Genomic DNA, 16,461 nt, shown 5'->3' with positions numbered 1-16,461 from the left:
CCCATTAATTGGGGCTCACCGTTGGGGCGGGCGTTGCTGGGCGCAGGGCCTGGGGATGAGGTGGTTTGGCGGCGGCCGGTGGGGGATCAGGAAATCGAGATTATCGAGATTGGTGGTTGAAAAACCTGGGGCCGTGTTGCGGCCCCAGGTGATCTCGAATCAGACCACGCCTTGAGCCAGCATCGCATCGGCCACTTTCACGAAGCCTGCGATATTCGCACCTTTGACGTAGTTGATACGGCCATCCGCCTCTTCACCGTAATGCACGCACGCATGGTGAATCGACTGCATGATGTTGTGCAGCTTGCTGTCCACTTCACCGGCAGTCCACAGCAGGCGCATGGCGTTCTGCGACATTTCCAGGCCCGACACGGCAACGCCGCCGGCATTGGAGGCCTTGCCCGGGGCGTACAGAATGCCAGCGTCCAGGAAGATATCCACAGCCTCAAGGGTGGTCGGCATGTTGGCGCCTTCGGCCACGCAGATACAGCCGTTGCGCAGCAGGGTGCGGGCGTCTTCGGCGCCCAGTTCATTCTGCGTGGCGCACGGCAGGGCGATGTCGCACGCCAGGCTCCACGGAGTCTGGCCCTTGCGGAACTCCAGGCCGAACTGCCCGGCCAGCTCGCTGATGCGGCCACGCTTGACGTTCTTCAGTTCCATCACCGCATCCCACTGGGCGTCGGTCAGGCCAGCTTCGGCGTACAAGGTGCCTTCGGAGTCGGACAGCGAGATCACCTTGCCGCCCAGGTCCATGACTTTGCGCGCCGCATACTGGGCTACGTTGCCCGAGCCGGAAATCGCCACGCGGCAGCCATCGATACGCTTGTCCTGGCGCTTGAGCATTTCTTCAGCGAAGTACACGCAGCCATAACCGGTGGCTTCAGGGCGGATCAGACTGCCGCCGTAGGTCATGCCCTTGCCGGTCAGCACCGAGGTGAACTGGTTGGCCAGGCGCTTGTACTGGCCAAACATGAAGCCGATTTCGCGGGCACCCACGCCGATGTCACCGGCCGGTACGTCGCAGTCAGCACCGATGTGGCGGTACAGCTCGCTCATGAACGCCTGGCAGAAGCGCATCACTTCGGCGTCGCTCTTGCCTTTCGGGTCGAAGTCCGAGCCACCTTTGCCGCCACCCATGGGCAGCGAGGTCAGCGAGTTCTTGAACACCTGCTCGAAGGCCAGGAACTTCAGCACGCTGAGGTTCACCGACGGGTGGAAGCGCAGGCCGCCCTTGTACGGGCCGATGGCGCTGCTCATCTGGATGCGGTAGCCGCGGTTGACCTGCACCTTGCCCTGGTCATCGACCCAGGAAACGCGGAACAGCACAGCACGCTCCGGCTCGACCATACGTTCGAGGATGCCGGATTGCAGGTAATGCGGATTGGCTTCAAGGAATGGCCACAGGGTGCGCAGCACCTCTTCCACCGCCTGGTGAAATTCAGGCTGGCCTGGGTCACGCTGTTGCAGGCGTGCAAGGAAATTGTCGACAGATTCGATCATGGTAGACATCTCACCGAAGGTTTTGGACTTATTGGTTTTTTCAGGAATGTACCAAGAAGCAATCGCACTGGAATAGGGCGCGATGTCGTTTTTTTGAAATTATTTGGTGCGATTTATGTAAGTGTATACAAATCACCTGCCGAAAAAGCCGTTTTCACGTTTCACCAAGGCACAAAAATGGGGCTCCGCAGAGCCCCATTCTTGTGCATCTCAAACCTGCTTACTGGGCCAGTTTTTTGTGCCGTACACGGTGCGGCTGGGCAGCAGCATCGCCCAGGCGCTTTTTGCGGTCGGCTTCGTACTCGGTGTAGTTACCCTCGAAGAACACCACGTTCGAGTCGTCTTCGTACGCCAGGATGTGGGTAGCCACACGGTCCAGGAACCAACGGTCGTGGGAAATCACGATCGCGGCGCCCGGGAAGTCCAGCAGGGCTTCTTCCAGCGAACGCAGGGTTTCAACGTCCAGGTCGTTGGACGGTTCGTCGAGCAGCAGGACGTTGCCGCCCTCCTTCAGGGTCAGGGCCAAGTGCAGGCGGCCACGCTCACCACCGGACAGGTCCTTGACGAACTTCTGCTGGTCGCCCCCTTTGAAGTTGAAACGACCAACGTAGGTACGCGACGGGATCTCGTAGTTGCCGATGCGGATCATGTCGGAACCGTCGGAAATCTGCTGGAACACGGTCTTGGCGCCGTCCAGGTCTTCGCGGCTCTGGTCCACGCAGGCCAGTTGCACGGTTTCACCGATCTCGATGCTGCCCGAGTCCGGCTGTTCCTTGCCCATCAGCATGCGGAACAGGGTCGACTTACCAGCACCGTTACCACCGATAACGCCGACGATGGCGCCTTTTGGCATGGCGAACGACAGGTTGTCGATCAGCACGCGATCGCCGTAGCCTTTGGTGACGTTCTTGAACTCGATGACCTTGTCGCCCAGGCGCGGGCCAGCCGGGATGTAGATCTCGTTGGTTTCGCTGCGCTTCTGGAATTCCTGCGACTGCATTTCTTCAAAGCGCTGCAGACGGGCCTTGGATTTGGACTGGCGAGCCTTGGCGCCTTTGCGCACCCACTCCAGTTCCTCTTTCATGGCCTTTTCGTGGGCGCTCTGCTGCTTGGATTCCTGCGCCAGACGGTCCGACTTGGCTTCCAGCCAGCCCGAGTAGTTGCCTTCGTACGGGATGCCGGCGCCGCGGTCCAGTTCCAGGATCCAGCCGGCGACGTTGTCGAGGAAGTAACGGTCGTGGGTAATCGCAACCACGGTGCCCGGGAAGTCGTGCAGGAAGCGCTCCAGCCAGGCGACCGAATCGGCATCCAGGTGGTTGGTTGGTTCGTCGAGCAGCAGCATGTCGGGGGCCGACAGCAGCAGGCGGCACAGGGCCACACGGCGCTTCTCACCACCGGACAGGTGCTCGATGCGGGCATCCCAGGCTGGCAGGCGCAGAGCATCGGCGGCGACGTCCAGCTGGCGCTCTAGGTTGTGGCCATCGGCGGCTTGCAGAATGGCTTCCAGCTTGGCCTGTTCGGCAGCCAGCTTGTCGAAGTCGGCATCCGGTTCGGCGTAGGCGGCGTAGACCTCGTCCAGGCGCGCCTGGGCGTCCTTGATCACGCTGACGGCTTCCTCGACCACTTCGCGAACGGACTTGTTAGGGTCCAGTTGCGGTTCCTGCGGCAGGTAGCCTACGTTGATGTCGGGCATCGGACGGGCTTCGCCGTCGAATTCCTTGTCGACGCCCGCCATGATCCGCAGCAGGGTCGATTTACCGGCGCCGTTCAGGCCGAGCACGCCAATCTTGGCGCCCGGGAAGAACGACAGGGAAATGTTCTTGAGAATTTCCCGCTTCGGCGGCACGACCTTGCTCAGCCGATGCATGGTGTAGACGTATTGAGCCAAAACCAAGCCCTCTAATCAGATAGGTAAAGACATCGACGATCGCCCCGGCGCGCTGGCCAGGGAGATGTGTGTTTGGGTGTCGTTGAACAAAGTCGACCATTCTACGCCAACGCACGGCGTTGCATAGGAGGGGGCGATGGTGGGCCGGGATCGGAGTGATCCCTGGGAGAAACGTATTGCCTGTGCTGGCCCCTTCTCGGCTTTAGCCGCGAAAGGGCCGGCACAGCAGCCGAAAATGGCTCAGACGTGACGCTGCCTGGCCTTGCCACGCGGCAACCGGCAACGGTCACCCTGCTCGGCCAGGCGCGCAGCCCAGGCAGACTTCACGCTGAAGCCACCGCTGCGGGCAGGCTGCTGCTCGGCAACCTTGGCGGGTTTGGCGGCCGCAGGCGCCGTGCTGACCACCTTGGCTGCCGGTTTGTTGGCCGCAGCAACTGCAACTGCCGGCTCTGCTGCCGCCTGGGCGGTCTTGCGCAGTTCAGCCAGCGATGGGGCCTTGCTTTTGGCGGCGTTGGCCACCTCGGGTTTGCTCAGCGAACGCTGGCAAGACTTGCAGGATACGTCCTCGGTCACGGCAGTGCTGACAAGGGTCTGACTGCTGCGCCCGCAGGCGGAATCGAGGCCATTGGAGGAAAAGTGAGTAACCAAAACCGAACATCTCCGATGCGTTGTCATGTGAAGCGGGCGCTATTCTCGCACAGGTTGCAGGGGCTTGCCGAACCACCCAGCAGGCACCATCGGTCAACACGGCTGGCACTTTGCCACAATCCTAGGCATGCTAGCCGGTTTCAGGTGTCCGGCCTTATAGTGCGCCACCGCGTTGCGCCAGCCAGGTACCGGCACACACCGTGCATGATCCTTCCCTGCCATCGCCAGCCCAATCGCAGGATCAACGCTTGACCAACCTAACTCATCCGTCGTCATTGCGTTCCGCGCCACAAGCGCCCGCCGCTACCCTGGGCGGGTCGATCAAGGGTGCGCTGGCGCTGCTGGCCCTGATCCTGCTGGGCCTGCTGCTGTGGCAGCTGTTCGCCCAGTTCAACCACACCCAGGCCGACCTGCGCAAACAAAGCCTGGACGGCACCGCAGAGCTGGCCGACCACCTGAGCCTGAACATGGCGTTCAAGGCACAGCAGGCCGTGAACGTGGTACAGCCCTACGTCGATGCGCCGACGCCTGCCGCCCTGCCCAGCCTGCTGAATACCCTGCGCCAACGCCTGCCCGCCCTGCAGAGCATGGCCTGGCTGGACAGCGCCGGGCAGCTGCGCAGTGACAGCCTGCCAGGCAGCCCAGACCGCCAGGCGCTTGACGAGCTGCTCACGCTGAACCAGGGGCGCCCGTACTTCTTTACCAATTCGGCCGACAATCGAACCTTGTACCTGCTGCTGCGCCAGGCCGCCGAACAGGACCGCGGCTACTGGCTGCTGCGCCTGTCACCGGACTACTACCGCGAACTCACCACTCACCTCGATGGCGGCGGCCACCCGCTGTGGCTGCTGGAAAACAGCCGCAGCGGCGAAGTGCTGCAGCAGCACGCCCCAACCGACACCAGCCACGAGCCGCTGCAAAGCGTGATGCTGGCCTTCATCGACAACAGCACCTGGCAACTGCGCGGCCTGTTCGACGCCAAGCTGACCCAGCAAAAATTGCTGCCTGCGCTGATCGGCAAATGCCTGCTGGTGCTGTTCTGCGCCTTGCTGCCGGTGTTGGCGCTGATCAACATGCGCCGCCGCCAGCGCGCGCTGCAGGAAGACCGCCGGCGCTACCAGGAAATCTTCGAAGGCACCGGCGTGGCCCTGTGCGTGCTCGACCTGTCCAGCCTGCCCGGCCAGCTCGACCGCTACCACCTGCGCAACCACGCCGCACTCAGGCACAGCCTGGCACTGGACCCGAACCTGCGCCGCTCGCTGTTGCTGGAGCTGAAGATTACCGAGGTCAACCAGGTAGCGCGCCAGCTGTTGAACATCGAATGCCACGAAGGGGCCTGGCAGCGGCTGATCGACGGCAGCGGCGATGGCCGCGACAGCGTCGGCATGCAACTGATCGACGCGCTGATCGAACAACGCCAGGTGCTGGAGCTTGAAGTGCGCCTGCCGGCTCCGCTGGGTGGCGAGTTGCACCTGTGGCTGATGGCACGCCTGCCGCAGCAGCGCCGCGACTACCAGGCCGTGATCCTCAGCATCAGCGACATCACCAGCCGCAAACAGGTCGAGCTGTCGTTGCTGGAGCGCGAAAGTTTCTGGTCGGACGTGGTGCGTACCGTGCCCGATCAGCTGTATGTGCAAGACGTAATCAGCCAGCGGATGATCTTCAGCAACCGCCACCTGGGGCAGACCCTGGGTTACGACCGTACCGAGCTTGCGCAGATGGGCGACCGTTTCTGGGAGCTGCTGCTGCACCCCGAAGATGCCGCGCACTACCAGGCATTGCGCCAGCAACAGCGTGACAACGGCCATGATCAACCGCTGCACTGCCAGTTGCGCTTCCGCCACCGTGATGGCGGCTGGCGCTGCTACGATATCCGCGAACAGGTGCTGACCCGTGACGCCGATGGCCTGGTAACGCGCATCATCGGCGTGGGCAAGGACGTGACGGTGCAGATTGAGGCCAGCCAGTCACTGCGCGACAGCGAACAGCGCTACCGCATGCTCGCCGAAAGCATCAGCGATGTGATCTTCTCCACCGACAGCCTGCTGCAGCTCAACTATGTCAGCCCCTCCGTGCAGAGCGTGCTGGGCTACCAGGCTGACTGGATTTTTGCCAACGGCTGGCAATCGATCATCGCCAACCCGGCTCAGCTCACCGGCATCTACAGCCTGATGGAACGCGTCAGCAACGCCATGGGCGACCCGGCACAACTGGCCCAGCTGCGCAGCCAGCTGCCAACCCAGCTGTTCCTGTTCGACTGCCTGCGCGCCGATGGCCGCAAGATCCCGATCGAGCTGCGCCTGGTGCTGGTGTGGGACGATGACCAACGCTTTGAAGGCGTGCTTGGCGTGGGCCGCGACATCAGCCAGCAACGCCGCGCCGAAAAAGACCTGCGCATGGCCGCGACGGTATTCGAGCACTCCACGTCGGCGATCCTCATCACCGACCCGGCCGGCTATATCGTCCAGGCCAACGAGGCGTTCAGCCGTGTCAGCGGTTATGCCGTCAGCGAAGTGCTCGACCAGCTTCCGGGCATGCTTACCGTCGATGAACAGCAGGAAGGCCACCTGCGCTACGTGGTCAAGCAACTGCACCAGCGCGGCAGCTGGGAAGGCGAGGTGTGGCTCAAGCGCCGCGACGGCGACCACTACCCGGCGTGGGTCGGCATTACCGCCGTACTCGATGACGAGGGCGACCTGGCCAGCTACGTGTGCTTCTTCACCGACATCAGCGAGCGCAAGGCCAGCGAACAGCGCATCCACCGCTTGGCCTACTACGACGCCCTCACCCACCTGCCCAACCGCACACTGTTCCAGGACCGCCTGTACAACGCCCTGCAGCAAGCCGAGCGGCAGAAGGCCTGGGTGGTGCTGATGTTCCTCGACCTGGACCGTTTCAAGCCGATCAACGACTCCCTCGGCCATGCCGCCGGCGACCGCATGCTCAAGGACATGGCCCTGCGCCTGCTGGCCTGCGTGGATGACGACGACACCGTGGCGCGCATGGGCGGCGACGAGTTCACCCTGCTGCTGCAACCGCGCCCCACCCGCGAGATGGCCCTTAACCGCGCCATCCACGTGGCCGAGAACATCCTCGGCAGCCTGGTGCGTCCGTTCGTGCTGGAAAACCGCGAGTTCTTCGTCACCGCCAGTATCGGCATCGCCCTCAGCCCGCAGGATGGGGGCGAGCTGAGCCAGTTGATGAAAAACGCCGATACCGCCATGTACCACGCCAAGGAACGCGGCAAGAACAACTTCCAGTTCTACCAGGCCGAAATGAACGCCAGCGCCCTGGAACGGCTGGAACTGGAAAGCGACCTGCGCCATGCCATGGAGCAGAACGAGTTCATCCTCTACTACCAGCCGCAGTTCAGCGGCGACGGCAAGCGCCTGACCGGCGCCGAAGCGCTGCTGCGCTGGCGCCATCCGACCCGTGGGCTGGTGCCACCGGGCGACTTCATCCCGGTGATCGAGGAGCTGGGCCTGGTGGTGGATGTGGGCGACTGGGTGCTGCGCGAGGCCAGCCGGCAGCTCAAGGCCTGGCACAAGGCCAAAGTGCGAGTACCCAAGGTGTCGGTGAACATTTCCGCCCGGCAGTTCTCCGACGGCCAGTTGGGCACGCGCATTGCCAACATCCTTGAAGAGAGCGGCCTGCCGCCTGCGTGTCTGGAGCTGGAACTGACCGAAAGTATCCTGATGCGCGAAGTGAACGAGGCGCTGCAGATTCTTGCCAGCCTGAAGAACCTCGGCCTGAGCATTGCGGTCGACGACTTCGGCACCGGTTACTCGTCGCTCAACTACCTCAAGCAGTTCCCCATCGACGTGCTGAAGATCGACCGCACCTTCGTCGACGGCCTGCCCGAAGGTGAGCAGGATGCGCAAATTGCCCGGGCGATCATCGCCATGGCCCACAGCCTCAACCTGGCGGTCATCGCCGAGGGCGTGGAAACCCACGAACAGCTGGAGTTCCTGCGCGAGCATGGTTGCGACGAAGTACAGGGCTACCTGTTCGGACGGCCGATGCCGGCGCATCAGTTCGAGGCGCAGTTCTCCAACGAGACCCTGTTCATGTTCCATTGAGGGGTGCAAAGCCCCTCAAAAGCGGACTTTCGGGTCAACTACCGCGCCCGCGCAGCCCAGACACGGCGCGGGATGCAACATGAAGCCCATTGGTCCGCGACTTGATGCCACTTCATATGCCAGCCGCGAATCAATCGGTTAGAATGCCCCCCCAAATTACCCCGATCCTTGAGGACCGCCATGTTCAGCCGTGATTTGACCATTGCCAAGTACGACGCCGAGCTCTTCGAAGCCATGCAGCAAGAAGCTCTGCGCCAGGAAGAGCATATCGAGCTGATCGCTTCGGAAAACTACACCAGCCCGGCAGTCATGGAAGCTCAGGGCTCGGTCCTGACCAACAAGTACGCCGAAGGCTACCCAGGCAAGCGCTACTACGGTGGTTGCGAGTACGTCGACGTCGTCGAGCAACTGGCCATCGACCGTGCCAAGGAGCTGTTCGGCGCCGACTACGCCAACGTCCAGCCGCACGCCGGCTCCCAAGCCAACGCTGCCGTCTACCTGGCCCTGCTGTCGGCCGGTGACACCATCCTGGGCATGAGCCTTGCCCACGGTGGCCACCTGACCCACGGTGCTTCGGTAAGCTCTTCGGGCAAGCTGTACAACGCCATCCAGTACGGCATCGACGGCAACGGCCTGATCGACTACGACGAAGTCGAGCGCCTGGCTGTCGAGCACAAGCCGAAGATGATCGTTGCCGGCTTCTCGGCCTACTCGCAGGTTCTGGACTTCGCCCGCTTCCGCGCCATCGCCGACAAGGTCGGTGCCTACCTGTTCGTCGACATGGCCCACGTTGCCGGCCTGGTTGCCGCTGGCGTGTACCCGAACCCTGTTCCGTTCGCCGACGTGGTCACCACCACCACTCACAAGACCCTGCGCGGCCCGCGCGGCGGCCTGATCCTGGCCCGTGCCAACGCCGACATCGAGAAGAAGCTGAACTCCGCTGTCTTCCCGGGCGCCCAAGGCGGCCCGCTGGAGCACGTCATCGCAGCCAAGGCCATCTGCTTCAAGGAAGCCCTGCAGCCTGAGTTCAAGGCTTACCAGCAGCAGGTCGTGAAAAACGCCCAGGCCATGGCCAGCGTATTCATCGAGCGTGGCTTCGACGTGGTGTCCGGTGGCACCCAGAACCACCTGTTCCTGCTGTCGCTGATCAAGCAGGAAATCTCCGGTAAAGATGCTGACGCTGCCCTGGGCAAAGCCTTCATCACCGTCAACAAGAACTCGGTACCGAACGACCCACGTTCCCCGTTCGTCACCTCGGGCCTGCGTTTCGGCACCCCAGCCGTCACCACCCGTGGCTTCAAGGAAACCGAGTGCCGCGAGCTGGCCGGCTGGATCTGCGACATCCTGGCTGACCTGAACAACGAAGCGGTCATCGACGCTGTACGTGAGAAGGTCAAGGCCATCTGCAAGAAGCTGCCGGTTTACGGCAACTGATTGGCGTTTGCCTGATGTGAAGAAGCCCGGCCTAGTGCCGGGCTTTTTCGTTTGCGCCGCTGCAATCACGTATTACCCTGTGCCCCCATTCACTCATCGAGCACAGGCCGCACCTTGACCAGGGAACAACTCGAAACCCACCAGATCCCGATCTACTTCGCCGCCGTGCTTGCTGCCGTAGCCTTCGGCTTGATGGCCAGCGACAGCGCCAGCCAGCTGGAAGCCCTGGTCACCCCCGCCATTGCCGTGCTGATGTATGCGATGTTTCTGCAGATCCCTTTCCTCGACCTGCGTCAGGGTTTGGGCAACCGCCGCTTCATCACCGCGCTGCTGCTCGCCAACTTCATCCTCGTGCCGCTACTGGTCTGGGCCATTACCCGTGGGCTGGTGGAACACCCGGCGGTCCTCGTCGGCGCCTTGCTGGTGCTGCTTACGCCGTGCATCGACTATGTGGTGGTGTTCACCCACATCGGCAAAGGCGACTCGCGCCTTACCCTGGCCGCTACACCTGTGCTGCTGTTGCTGCAACTGGTGCTACTGCCGGTGTATCTGGCCTGGATGCTGGGAGACAGCAGCAACGTGGCCATCTCCATCACCCCGTTCGTGGAAGCCTTTGTAGTGTTGATTGTGCTGCCAATGATCCTGGCCGTGCTCACCAGTGCCGGGGCTCGTCGCTCAGGCGCGGTTTCGGCCTGGAACGACGCCTGGGCGTGGTTGCCCGTACCGGCGATGGCCCTGGTGCTGGTGGTTGTGATCGCCCCGCAGATTGCTGTGGTGCTGCGAGATTTCGACCGTTTGCTACCGGTCATTCCGGTGTACATCGGCTTCATGTTGCTAGCGCCCGTGCTCGGGTTCATTTCGGCGCGACTGCTACGCCTGCCTGCTGCTGAAGCACGCTCGGTCACCTTCAGCGCCGCCACGCGAAACTCGCTGGTGGTGCTGCCACTGGCATTGGCATTGCCCGAAACGATACGCGGGTTGGCGGCTGCGGCGGTGATCACGCAGACACTGGTGGAATTGGTGAGCGAGCTTGTCTATGTAAGAGCGGTGCCACGGGCCATACGCTGACCCGTGGGTAAGGATCGCGCTGGTCAAGAGCGCCAAGGGTATGCGGCAAACACCTGCACCTCGACCAGGTACCCCTCGCCCAGGTCTGCGCCCACGCACGCCCGTGGCGGTTTAGGAAAACCCTGCAGCCAGGTGTCGTACACCTCATTGACCAGGTCGAAATGGCGGTAGTCGGCAAGCCACAACTGAACCCTGGTCAGTTGCGCCTTGCCGATATCGGCCTCTGCCATCAGGCCGTCGATCGTGCTCAGCGCCTGACGCAGCTGCCCCTGCACATCTTCCTGCAGGTTGCCCGCCACCACCCCCGCCGTTTCGAACAGCCCCCTGTAGCTGACCGCCAGGGACATCCGCTCGCCGGCCCCGAAACGAGTGATCATGAAGCGGCCTCCCCACCGCCCATCTGGTTGAGGCAGACGACTTTGGGCTGGGTCATGTCTTCATAGGCGAACCGCACCCCTTCGCGCCCAAGGCTCCCATACTTGGAGCCACCAAATGGCATGGCATCGAAGCGGTAGTCGGACGAGTCGTTGATCATCACCCCACCAGCCTCAATACGCCGGGCCAGGCTCAACGCCAGCGACAGGTCGCGGGTAAACACGCCGGCATGCAGGCTGTAATCCGGGGCGTTGGCCTGCGCTACCGCCTGCTCGATGCTCTCGAACGGCGCCAGCATCACCACCGGTGCAAACACCTCTTCACGCCACAGCCTGCTGGCGTGGTCAACGCCCTCCAGCACTGTCGGGGCATAGGCAGCACCCTGACGCTGATGGCCGCAGAGCAGGCGAGCTCCACCCAGAAGGGCCTGGTTGACGCGTTCTTCGATCTGCCGTGCAGCGGCTTCGGTGATCATCGGCCCCATGTCGGTTGCGCGCTGCCCCGGGTCGCCCAGCACCATTGCCTGGGTCAGGGCGACGAAGCGCTGGCGAAACGCCTCATAGATCGCGGCGTCCACCAGGATGCGCTGGGTGCCGATACAGTTCTGGCCCGCCGCCCCAAACGCGCCCGACACGCACGACTCGACAGTCGCCTCGAGGTCGCAGTCCTTCAGTACCAGCACCGGCGCATTGCCGCCCAGGTCCATCGCCAGCTTTTTCAGGCCAGCCCCCCGCGCAATCTGTTCGCCGGTAGCGAAGCCTCCGGTAAAGGAAATCATGCGTACTTCACGTATGGCCACCAGGGCCTTGCCCAGCTCGGCGCCCCCCGTGGCTACCGTGACGACAGCCTCCGGCAGCCCTGCATCAATCAGGTACTGCACCAGCTTCACGGCAGAAAGCGGGGCCAGCTCCGAGGGTTTCAGAATGACTGCATTGCCGCCCGCAATGGCTGGCCCCAACTTGTGCGCAACCAGGTTAAGCGGGTCGTTGTACGGGGTAATAGCCAGGATCAACCCCAGCGGCTCGCGGGTGAACCAGCCCTGGCGCGACTCAGAACCTTCATAGGCATCGAAAGGCACCACTTCACCGGCATTGCGCCGCGCTTCTTCTGCAGACAGCTTGAGCGTATTGATGCAGCGCTTCACCTCCTTCTCGGCCTGACGCAGGGTCTTGCCTGCTTCATCGACAATCAGGCCGGCAAAATCTGCAGCGTCGCGCTCGATGAGGCGGGCAGCCTGCTCCAGAATGCTGGCGCGTCGATGCCGGGGTAGCGCGGCACTTTCGCGCACGCCGCCGCGAGCACGGGCGAGCAGGCTTGGCACCGCGTCGGCGCAAAGGTTGGCAACGCTCCCCACCAGGCTGCCGTCGAAGGGGCTGAACACATCGATCAAGTCGGGTTGGCAATTGGCGACCTGGGACACGGAAGTCAGGCTCATGAACGTTGCTCCTCAGGCCGAACGGCCGGCGGTGTGAATGGCGACGATATCCGACAGCAGGGCAAATGCGGTTTCGACACGCCCTGCACCCGGGCCGGACACGGTCACCGCGCCCAGCAGCTCGGTGTTGAACGCAACCGCATTGATCGCACCGCAAATGCCCGCCAGCGGGTGCTGACCCGGCAACAGGCGGGCCTCGACAAGGGCACTTACCGAACCATCGGCTTGCCGGCTGGCGCTGCCAATCAGCTTCCAACGCTGGCCCTGGGCCTGCGCTTGCTGGATAGCCGCGCTGTCGATGGCGCTGATACCGCTGCAGGCGACATCACTCACCTGCAGGCAGGCGCCGAGCAACTCATTGGCCAGAATGACCACCTTCAGGCGTACGTCATGGCCTTCCACATCGGCGGTCGGGTCTGCCTCGGCATACCCAAGCTCTTGGGCCTGGGCCACTGCCTCGGCAAAACCAAGCCCCTCCTCCATGCGTGTGAGCACGTAGTTCGAGGTGCCGTTGAGGATGCCCTCGAACCCCACCAGGCCCGCGCCTGCCAAGGTCTGGCGCGCCATGCGCAGCACTGGCGTACCGCTCATCACCGCGCCTTCGTATTCGAACGACACGCCATTGGCCCTGGCCAATGCCTTGAGCGCCTGGGCATGCAAGGCGATCGGCCCCTTGTTGGTGGTGACCACGTGCTTGCCCGCTTCCAGCGCCCAGCGGCAGAAGGTTGCCGCTGGCTCACCGTCCGTTGGGTTGGTGAATGTGGCCTCGGCGATAATGTCGGCGCCAGACTGCTTGATCACCGCCTCATTGAAGGCTTCAGCCGAACCTTGAGGGATTTGCGCCAGCGCCCCCTTTTGAGCCGGCAACGCGGCCAGCGTGGCGGCATCCAGGCCATCGCGGTCGATTGCCGAACCCAGGAACAGGTCGGTGACGCCAACGATCTTCAAGCCAAAGCCCAGCTCTTGCTGCCAGCGCGCGTTGCGTTCGGCAATCAGTTGGGCCAGGGCACGGTTCACACCACCAAAGCCAACGAGTGCAATTTTGTATTCGGTCATGGTTTGCTGTCCTTTCCAGGCGGTTGGTCGATGAGGACAAGCGTAAGAGCCGTGCAATGCCAGTTGAATATGGCAATCCGCTGTATTTATTGGTCAATCTGGCCAGTGCCCCCTGCACGCCTGAGCGCCCGCTGGAATGCAAAACGCCGCCAGGGTGCAAGCCCGGGCGGCGTGGGTGTAAGGCGGGTCATCAAACGCAACAGCGCAGCTCAGATCACCGTGGCCAGCACAAACGATGTCACGGTGTTCTCGACCCCGGGCATGGCGGCGATTTCCTTCCACACATGGTGTACCCGCTCCGGGCTTGAGGCCTCGACGCGCAGCAGCAGGTCGAATTCGCCGCTGAGCACTTCGCACTGGATCACCTCGGGGATCTGGCGCAGCGCATCAAGCACCGCGTCACCGCGCATGCGGTCATAGCGGTAGACGAATATCACCGCGTTGATCAGCGACGTCGGCCGTCGGCCCTCACCGATGCGCAAGGTATAGCCCTGGATGGCCCCGTCGCGCTCAAGTCGCTCGATGCGCTGGCGTACCGCATTGCGCGACAGGTTTACCTTCAGCCCCAATTCGGCATGGGCAATACGCGCATTGGCGGTGAGCTCGGCAAGAATGCGTTCGTCCAGGGGGTCGAGGATGCGCTTCATCGCCCGGCCTGCAAGCGTGCCAACAACGCATGAACCCCCGCCAGGTCCTCTGGTTTCAGCAGTGGCCCGGCGCCGGCAGTGCCTTCGACGTCGGCCGGCACCTCACCGTGCCAGGCCCCCAGCTCCGCCAGCAGCCCGGCAGACTTTTCCGGGGCAAACTGCCCAAGCGTGACGATGGGCGCGCCGATGTTGCGCCGGTGTAAACGCCCGGCGAACACCCCTGTTGCGGCATGCGGGTCTACTGCGCTGCCGGTTTCGTGGAACAGCGTGATGATCTCCTCGCGAATCAACGCGTCGTCCACGGCGTAGGAGTCAAACAGCATGCGTGCATGCAACCACTGGCGGTTGCCGATGCTCAGCTCGCCACAGGCCTCGAAATGCTCCATCAGCGCGCGGGTCGCCCCGCCATCGCGGTCATACAGCTCCCAGACGAAGCGCTCCAGGTTGGAGAACAGCGAGAAGTCCATGACCGGTGACAACGTCTGACGGGTTGAGCCACGGCTGTAGCGATTGCAATGAATGAACCGGTGCAAGGCATCGTTGCGGTTGGTGGAGACGATGATCTGGTTGATGGGCAGGCCCATCTTCTGGGCAATGAACCCTGCGTAGATTTCGGCAAAGCTGGCCGTGGGGATGCTGAAGCCCACGGGGCGTGTGCCCCCGCCCAGCTGCAGCGCCGCATGGAAATAGAACACGATCTGCGCCAGCACGCCGACCCAGTTGGTCGAATTGAAACTCACCGGAATCAGCCCGGGGCATGGCCAGGCACGCAGCAGCGCCGACACCAGCGACTGGCAGTCGTCAAAGCTGCCATCCACGGCCACGCAACTGACGCTGTCGGACGCGGCACGGCGCATCACCGCTGCCCGGTCAGCGGGTGTGCCTGCATTGGGATACAGCGCCAGCAAGCCCGCTGCCGGGCAATGCTGCAGGGCTTCGATTGCCGCCACCGCCGTATCGCCGTTGCTGGCACCCACCAGCATGACCCGCTCGCAATCGGCCCCCAAAAAGTGCCGGATAAGCCGTGCCTGCAACTGTGCGGCAAAGTCCTTCGAGGAGCGGGTAGGCCCGTGAAACAGCTGCAGGATCCATTCGTTATGGCCCAGCTGCTGCAACGGCGCGATGCCACGGTGTTTGAACCCACGATAGCTGTCGCTGACCAGCGCCCTGAGGGTCGGTTCGTCGAGGGTATCGCCCACAAACGGTGCCATCACCCGCCAGGCCAGTTCGTCGAACGGCAACCACGACCAGCTGGCAATCTCCTGCGGGCTGAACACCGGCACCGAGGTGGGCACGTAAAGCCCGCCATCGTCGGCCAGGCCAGAAAGCAACGCTGTGCGGAAATCGACTCGTGTTTCGTTGCCGCGCGTGGATGTGTACTGCATCGGTGCTCCAGACAGGTACTTGAATTAACGGTGCGCCATGGCCACCAGCCAGTGGCTGAACGCCTGGGCATCCGGGGACAACGCCTCACCCAGGCCGCGTACCAGGTAAAACGATTCGCTCGCCTCGATGCGCGGGTTAAAGGGCGCGACCAGCCGCCCCTCCTGCAGCAAGTCCTCTACCAGCGACGAGCGCGCCAGCGCCACACCCAGCCCCAACTCCGCCATGCGCAAGGTCGACACCAGCGTGTCGAATTGCAGGCCGCTCGAAGAGTCGACCTGATCGGCCCCCACCCGCTCCAGCCAGTAGCCCCAGCCTTCCTCGTAACCCAGCACATGCAGCAACGGGGCACGGGCCAGGTCACGCGGCTCGCGCAGCGGGCAATCGGCGGCCAGCGCGGGCGCGCAGACCGGCACCAGCACGTCGCGGGTCAGGCGTTGCGCCTCCACACCGGCCCACTGCCCGCTGCCCCAGCGGATTTCCAGGTCGTCCTCGGCATCCAGCTCCTTGACCCACAGGTTGCTGATGTAGCGGATGTCCACCTGGGGATGCGAACGCCGAAAATCGGCCAACCGGGGCGCCAGCCAGAAGTGCAGGAACGACAGGCTGCCACGCACCTTCAAGGGCCGACGCTGGCGCTGCCCGAAGATTTCGTTGGTGCCTACCGCCAGCCGGCTGATCGCGTCCTGCACCACCGGCAGGTAGGACTGCCCTTCTTCGGTCAGCCCCAGCCCACGCGGCAGTCGCTTGAACAGCGCTACCCCCAACTGGCTCTCCAGGTGGCGAATCTGCTGGCTCACCGCCCCCTGGGTGAGGTGCAGCTCTTCTGCTGCATGAGTGAAGTTCAGGTAGCGCGCCGACACTTCGAAGGCTCTGAGCCAGTTCAAGGGGGGCAGGGTTTTCTGGGTCATCGGCGGTTTCTCGTAGCAACGTTCCGGTGGCCTAGTA

The 16,461-nt window shown here is 63.2% G+C and carries 13 protein-coding genes; 4 read left to right on the top strand and 9 right to left on the bottom strand.

From position 1 onward, the window contains the following. A partial coding sequence (locus PM2_RS30370; protein WP_162181830.1) for a GreA/GreB family elongation factor occupies window positions 1–120 on the top strand: 120 nt, incomplete at its 5' end. Between the two features lie 39 nt (window positions 121–159). Here PM2_RS30370 and gdhA read toward each other — a convergent pair. From gdhA to PM2_RS26000, 3 genes are all read right to left on the bottom strand, one after another. Continuing rightward, the gene (gene gdhA / locus PM2_RS26010) at window positions 160–1,500 is read right to left on the bottom strand and encodes an NADP-specific glutamate dehydrogenase (protein ID WP_016713359.1); all 1,341 of its coding nucleotides are present in this window, start codon (window positions 1,498–1,500) and stop codon (window positions 160–162) included. Window positions 1,501–1,720: 220 nt separating this feature from the next. Continuing rightward, a complete protein-coding gene (gene ettA, locus PM2_RS26005) occupies window positions 1,721–3,388 on the bottom strand; it encodes an energy-dependent translational throttle protein EttA (protein WP_025754696.1) in 1,668 nt (555 codons plus the stop codon). A 240-nt stretch (window positions 3,389–3,628) separates the two neighbouring features. Next, window positions 3,629–4,036 carry a hypothetical protein gene (locus PM2_RS26000; RefSeq protein WP_016713361.1) on the bottom strand — a complete coding sequence of 136 codons (408 nt, stop codon included), beginning with the start codon at window positions 4,034–4,036 and terminating at the stop codon, window positions 3,629–3,631. Window positions 4,037–4,284: 248 nt separating this feature from the next. Between PM2_RS26000 and PM2_RS25995 the strand changes: the two genes are divergently transcribed. The 3 genes from PM2_RS25995 (at window position 4,285) to PM2_RS25985 (ending at window position 10,617) form a co-directional block, all read left to right on the top strand. Further along, a complete protein-coding gene (locus PM2_RS25995) occupies window positions 4,285–8,115 on the top strand; it encodes a sensor domain-containing protein (protein ID WP_028699918.1) in 3,831 nt (1,276 codons plus the stop codon). Between the two features lie 180 nt (window positions 8,116–8,295). Beyond that, complete coding sequence (gene glyA / locus PM2_RS25990; protein WP_028699917.1) at window positions 8,296–9,549, top strand: serine hydroxymethyltransferase; 1,254 nt, start codon at window positions 8,296–8,298, stop codon at window positions 9,547–9,549. Between the two features lie 114 nt (window positions 9,550–9,663). Beyond that, entirely contained in the window at window positions 9,664–10,617 is a 954-nt protein-coding gene (locus PM2_RS25985; protein ID WP_016713364.1) for an arsenic resistance protein, read from the top strand. Window positions 10,618–10,640: 23 nt separating this feature from the next. Here the strand turns inward: PM2_RS25985 and PM2_RS25980 are convergent, their stop codons facing one another. From PM2_RS25980 to PM2_RS25955, 6 genes are all read right to left on the bottom strand, one after another. After that, window positions 10,641–10,994 (bottom strand): RidA family protein, encoded by a 354-nt coding sequence (locus PM2_RS25980; protein ID WP_016713365.1) that lies wholly within the window; start codon window positions 10,992–10,994, stop codon window positions 10,641–10,643. After that, window positions 10,991–12,427, bottom strand: a complete 1,437-nt coding sequence (locus tag PM2_RS25975; RefSeq protein WP_028699916.1) for an aldehyde dehydrogenase family protein — start codon at window positions 12,425–12,427, stop codon at window positions 10,991–10,993. Before PM2_RS25975 ends, PM2_RS25980 begins: the two co-directional genes overlap by 4 nt. 12 nt (window positions 12,428–12,439) lie before the next feature. Beyond that, entirely contained in the window at window positions 12,440–13,483 is a 1,044-nt protein-coding gene (locus tag PM2_RS25970; protein WP_028699915.1) for a homoserine dehydrogenase, read from the bottom strand. A gap of 209 nt (window positions 13,484–13,692) precedes the next feature. Further along, window positions 13,693–14,130, bottom strand: coding sequence for an Lrp/AsnC family transcriptional regulator (locus tag PM2_RS25965; RefSeq protein ID WP_016713368.1), 438 nt, complete (start codon window positions 14,128–14,130; stop codon window positions 13,693–13,695). Next, the gene (locus PM2_RS25960; protein ID WP_016713369.1) at window positions 14,127–15,515 is read right to left on the bottom strand and encodes a threonine synthase; all 1,389 of its coding nucleotides are present in this window, start codon (window positions 15,513–15,515) and stop codon (window positions 14,127–14,129) included. The genes PM2_RS25965 and PM2_RS25960 overlap by 4 nt, the downstream gene beginning before the upstream one ends. A 24-nt stretch (window positions 15,516–15,539) precedes the next feature. Then, window positions 15,540–16,424 carry a LysR substrate-binding domain-containing protein gene (locus tag PM2_RS25955; RefSeq protein WP_028699914.1) on the bottom strand — a complete coding sequence of 295 codons (885 nt, stop codon included), beginning with the start codon at window positions 16,422–16,424 and terminating at the stop codon, window positions 15,540–15,542. Window positions 16,425–16,461 lie beyond the last annotated feature (37 nt).

It is taken from the genome of Pseudomonas monteilii NBRC 103158 = DSM 14164, from assembly GCF_000730605.1.
Taxonomy (GTDB): Bacteria; Pseudomonadota; Gammaproteobacteria; order Pseudomonadales; family Pseudomonadaceae; genus Aquipseudomonas; species Aquipseudomonas monteilii.
The sequence above is the reverse complement of the archived record's forward strand: the minus strand, read 5'-3'. Positions and strand labels throughout refer to the sequence as shown.

Excerpts from the sequence above, each read along its gene's own strand:
- PM2_RS25975 (WP_028699916.1), bottom strand. The coding sequence starts at position 12,427 with ATGAGCCTGACTTCCGTGTCCCAGGTCGCCAATTGCCAACCCGACTTG.
- gdhA (WP_016713359.1), bottom strand. The coding sequence starts at position 1,500 with ATGATCGAATCTGTCGACAATTTCCTTGCACGCCTGCAACAGCGTGAC.
- PM2_RS25980 (WP_016713365.1), bottom strand. The coding sequence starts at position 10,994 with ATGATCACTCGTTTCGGGGCCGGCGAGCGGATGTCCCTGGCGGTCAGC.
- PM2_RS25965 (WP_016713368.1), bottom strand. The coding sequence starts at position 14,130 with ATGAAGCGCATCCTCGACCCCCTGGACGAACGCATTCTTGCCGAGCTC.
- PM2_RS25970 (WP_028699915.1), bottom strand. The coding sequence starts at position 13,483 with ATGACCGAATACAAAATTGCACTCGTTGGCTTTGGTGGTGTGAACCGT.
- PM2_RS25955 (WP_028699914.1), bottom strand. The coding sequence starts at position 16,424 with ATGACCCAGAAAACCCTGCCCCCCTTGAACTGGCTCAGAGCCTTCGAA.
- glyA (WP_028699917.1), top strand. The coding sequence starts at position 8,296 with ATGTTCAGCCGTGATTTGACCATTGCCAAGTACGACGCCGAGCTCTTC.
- PM2_RS25960 (WP_016713369.1), bottom strand. The coding sequence starts at position 15,515 with ATGCAGTACACATCCACGCGCGGCAACGAAACACGAGTCGATTTCCGC.